The organism is Bacteroides finegoldii DSM 17565 (assembly GCF_000156195.1).
Classification (GTDB): domain Bacteria; phylum Bacteroidota; class Bacteroidia; order Bacteroidales; family Bacteroidaceae; genus Bacteroides; species Bacteroides finegoldii.
The window spans coordinates 172,847-177,172 of record NZ_GG688328.1 but is presented as its reverse complement, the minus strand read 5'-3'; the positions used below and the strand labels follow the sequence as shown (position 1 = coordinate 177,172).

Genomic DNA, 4,326 nt, shown 5'->3' with positions numbered 1-4,326 from the left:
CAGTAATTTCTTTATGCGATATGCATCTGTCAATAAAATTAACCTTATACCATCTTGTTATATCCGAAATAGTTGCATAGTCCCACGTTGTTTCAGTTCCATAATTCCATGTTAGTTCAATATTCCATGTTGACTCAGTTTCATATATCCATGGCATTTTAATTCCATAATATAGCAAATCTTCAGAAAGTAGCTTATTAAATAGTTGTAAAAGAATCAATATAAATCCCGCTAGTAAAATATAGCTTATAATTTTACGTTTAGCTATAGATTCTATACTGTTCCTTAATAATGAAAGATATAGAAAGAAGCAAGACGTTTGGAAAATAATTCCAGCAACAGAACCAAATCCTCCTTCTAATATTGATGTAGTATCTACAATATAGTCTAAAAAAGCAACAAAGGTGAATAGGATAAATAAAGCAATAGTTATATCTGTTATTTTTTTTAAAGAAATTCGAGAATATCTTGCCAATAGATTATTGTCCGACAGTTCCATTTGTTGCATTTTAGAGTAAAGCGGTTTTATAATACTATCTGTTCCTAAATTTTTTTGATATTTAAGAATTAATTCTTGAGCCTCTACAAGGCGCTTGTTGTCTAGGTAATCTTTTATTAAATATACATATTGTTCAGACAATGTTTTTCGACATAACATCATCAACTGCATATGTTCAGGGTTACTAAGATCACTGTGTTTTAATAGAGCAAAAGCTTTTTCCGGCTCTCCTACTTGTAAATATCTCTTAGCATTATCTAAAGGAGTATTCATAAATATATATTTATATACCTATAAGTCCTCCAAACTCAGCATTAAGTTCGACTATATAAGAAAGGCGTGAGGACTTGTCTTGCTATTCATTGCAACTAGGCATCGCCAAACGCCACACAGAAATGAATATGAAGAAACAATACCCACGCCGTATGTTATGTCTAGATACAACACTGGCTGTATCAAGTACATATACAAAACAGAATGAGCGTTACATTGTCTCTATCCCTCTGTTTTTTGAAATTGGCGATTTCAGTTGCAGGATAAAAGCAAAAAACGCTTTCTATATATCTGACCATTTCTCCAGTCAGACGTTGCAAAGATAAAGCTTTTTGTCCAATGTAACGCTCTTATTTTGAGTATTATTTCTTCAAATATAAGAATTTCAGTACTATTACAGGCGGAAATATATATTATATCATGATCCTGTATCCTTATTACAGTCCATTGTAGGTTAGTCAGAGACGGAAGCATACGATAGTAGAGAGTATTTACATAACCGAAGGATGTTATAAAAAAACTACAATAAACACTATTCTTTAAGCATTTGTACCTTTTTTGTAGATTTTTTATTTACACTTCCCCTCTTGTCTTTCAGCTATGTCTTATATTCCACTTCGCTTCATACTTTCGTCTCTGACCAACTCCGATTATCTTTACCTTGAATATCCTGAAATCCGGTAAGACAAATAGAGTTACCTTTTTTCTTTTCTTTCTTATATTCCATATATAGGGTATTAGAAATTTTTGGCAGTAATGGATTGGTTTATGACAAGTTTGATATATTAACCTTTATGTATCTACAAAGTAATTGGGTATTCCACCATCCTAGACCTTATATACTTAAAAGATTAGATAAGATAGATGTATTTCCGCCAACTTTCCAAATCTTATAATCAGGTAACTATTTTCACAAACAGCTACCTAATGCTATAGGAAATACCAACGTTCACACTTTATATCATTTGGGGGAAAAGTGCAATAATCTAACTTATGCCTAATGTTTACATTTTTTGATATTTCCCGGTTAATCACAAAAAGAAAGTCTTACACTCTTTTCATTAAAGTAATGGAGGAAAGAAAAAAAAGAGAAACCATTCCACATAGTTTCCCTTAGTTTTTTGGTCATTTTATATCAGAATCCATACTTGCGTTCCAGATAAGTTTCAGTAATCATCCATTGGCAGTCATCCAGTCTGAATCCATATTCTTTTTCCAGTGTTGCCAGATACTCTTCAAAATCATCGTATTGTTCTGATTCCTTTCTCTGCCGCTTACTTAATTTAATCTTTATGATTTCTCCTGTTGAAAAGTCCAGGAGTATAACGTATTCGGTTTCCATGATTCGGTTTTCTCCTTTATTTTAGGTTATGTCTTTTAAGCAATATACTGACCTGCGATGCTTTGAACTGACATCCCCAGGCTGTCACAAATCCTTCCTTGTTTAATATTCTTGCCATCTCTGACAATGACTTCTCTTCTTTTACCAGATTTTTCAATAACGCAACAGCCCTCTTGTTATTTGGATTATCGAGAGCCTTCTGTCTGTTGGTTCTGTTGCTGTTCTCTACTGCCTGTGGTAATCTGCTCAATAAGTTTTCAGATTTGCCAAGCCTGCATCCTCTTGCTTTCTTTGCCCTTAGAGACTGTTTTGTTCTCTGGCTGATCAGTCCCGCCTCATATTCCGCTATGCTGCTGATTATATGCAGTACGAGTTTGTTCGCCTCCGGAAAATCACAAAACACTATTTCTACATCGGACTCCAATAATTTACTGGTGAAAGCAACATTCCTGCTCAATCTGTCCAGTTTTGCGACAATCAGGATGGAACCTGTTTTTCTACATACCTCCAGAGCTTCCGTAAGTTTGGGCCTGTCAGATTTACGTCCGCTCTCTGTTTCGATATATTCAGCGACCGGTTTTCTCTCCTTCAGGTAATTCTGTATAATTTCTCTTTGTGCCTCTACGCCAAGTCCTGATATTTCCTGTTTCATCGTTGACTGCCGTAGATAAGCTATATAATTCTTCTGTTGTTCCATATTTAACATTTAATTAACATTCTTCCCGGTTACTAAACGCTCGTTCAATAACCTTTAAACTGGAAGAATCAGGTCTATAAAAAAAAGCTTTCCGTGAGATTTCGAGTTGCTATAAATTCTATTCTCTCACAGAAAGCCGTCTTTTTAGATTCTGAATTTCTCTAAGATTTCCTAATACCTTATAATATCGTATGTATCAGAAATCCTCTTCTCATAATCATCCGTTTTTTCCACATTCCTGTCTATCACGGAAACAAGCATGTCCAGATAAACGTCTTCTATCACTTTTTCTTCTCCTTCAGAATCGGGGATAAGATGTATTTCAAAGAGATCCTTTCCTTCATCGAGAATGATCCGCACCATTCCTGTATGTATGAATCCCTGCACGTGAAATCCCAGTCCTCCTTCGACCGGTTTTATCGTATTCATATCCACTCCCCATGACATTACTATAAAGGGCTGTGTCTTTAGGATTGACCATATATATCCTGCCAGTTTCAGATCATAATTTTTGTTCTCCATATTCGATTTTATTTAAGTTATAATATTCTGTATATATTCTCCGGTAGTCTTCCATATCCAGTTGTGGGAAAACGGAGTGGTACATATAATAGAGGTCTTCTACGCTCCATAATTCCCCCTGGTCGAGCAGCGCAAATATCTCGTCTACAGCTTCGTCAAATTCATCATAGCTCCTCCATCGTCTGTCCAATATTTCTGTCTGGTGTGGATAAGTGTCAGTACAATTCTCAATGATATGCTCTACCAGTGACAGACAGTTCATAAGGTCTTTCTTTATTGTAAACTCATGGTCCGTATGTGGTTCATAATATCCACAGCTGAGATTGACGCAACTTACCTGAAGCCCCCGTTCCTTTAGTTCCTGCACGTCCGTCATCATTCCACGTGTTTCCTTGTATCCGAACTTTTTATATCCGGCAGCTTGAAGGAACCCGGGAGAACATAGTGATGTCCAACCTATTTCATTAATAATATCCTGGTATCCCCGTCTGTCGGGCTGTATAACAAAGCGGCAGTCATTGAAAAAATCCATCACCGCTTTTCCTGACCCGACACATCCCACTTCTTCACTGACAAAGAACGCCAGTTTTAGGGTGTCATACTTTTCCAGACACTTGAGTGCTATCCAGATTCCATTTTTGTCATCGGCTCCGAGTCCTTCCTGTCTTTTATTCCGGGAGCTGTAACCGAATATGATTTCTCCCGTTTCAATAGGCAGGAAATCCTTTGAATGTAACCTCTGTACCTGGTCAAGATGCGCTACGATACAGGGATATGATTCCGCTTCCCCCTTTGTTATATACAAGTTCCCGGCTGCGTCTGTTTCAACTTTGGTACCGGTAATTCTCTTGGTATAATTCCATATAAGCTTGATCATCGCCCGTTCTTTTCCGCTCGGGCTATAAACCTTGTATAATTTCCTAAGCAATTCCATAATTCTTATTTTTTGTGGGTTAAACATTTATTTCATTCATCTCGTATGCATAAGGCAGT

General features: G+C 36.5%; 5 protein-coding genes. All 5 read right to left on the bottom strand.

All coding sequences use genetic code 11. The annotated features are described in order from the left end of the window. A partial coding sequence (locus BACFIN_RS23050; protein WP_007756251.1) for a hypothetical protein occupies positions 1–772 on the bottom strand: 772 nt, incomplete at its 3' end. A gap of 1,135 nt (positions 773–1,907) precedes the next feature. Further along, the gene (locus BACFIN_RS05180; RefSeq protein WP_007756239.1) at positions 1,908–2,114 is read right to left on the bottom strand and encodes a hypothetical protein; all 207 of its coding nucleotides are present in this window, start codon (positions 2,112–2,114) and stop codon (positions 1,908–1,910) included. A gap of 16 nt (positions 2,115–2,130) precedes the next feature. After that, complete coding sequence (locus BACFIN_RS05185; protein WP_007756238.1) at positions 2,131–2,820, bottom strand: recombinase family protein; 690 nt, start codon at positions 2,818–2,820, stop codon at positions 2,131–2,133. A 162-nt stretch (positions 2,821–2,982) separates the two neighbouring features. Further along, on the bottom strand, positions 2,983–3,333 hold the full coding sequence (locus BACFIN_RS05190; RefSeq protein ID WP_007756237.1) for a hypothetical protein: 351 nt from the start codon (positions 3,331–3,333) through the stop codon (positions 2,983–2,985). After that, on the bottom strand, positions 3,314–4,267 hold the full coding sequence (locus BACFIN_RS05195; RefSeq protein ID WP_032839829.1) for a zinc-binding metallopeptidase family protein: 954 nt from the start codon (positions 4,265–4,267) through the stop codon (positions 3,314–3,316). Before BACFIN_RS05195 ends, BACFIN_RS05190 begins: the two co-directional genes overlap by 20 nt. Between the last annotated feature and the right edge of the window lie 59 nt (positions 4,268–4,326).

Excerpts from the sequence above, each read along its gene's own strand:
- BACFIN_RS05195 (WP_032839829.1), bottom strand. The coding sequence starts at position 4,267 with ATGGAATTGCTTAGGAAATTATACAAGGTTTATAGCCCGAGCGGAAAA.
- BACFIN_RS05185 (WP_007756238.1), bottom strand. The coding sequence starts at position 2,820 with ATGTTAAATATGGAACAACAGAAGAATTATATAGCTTATCTACGGCAG.
- BACFIN_RS05180 (WP_007756239.1), bottom strand. The coding sequence starts at position 2,114 with ATGGAAACCGAATACGTTATACTCCTGGACTTTTCAACAGGAGAAATC.
- BACFIN_RS05190 (WP_007756237.1), bottom strand. The coding sequence starts at position 3,333 with ATGGAGAACAAAAATTATGATCTGAAACTGGCAGGATATATATGGTCA.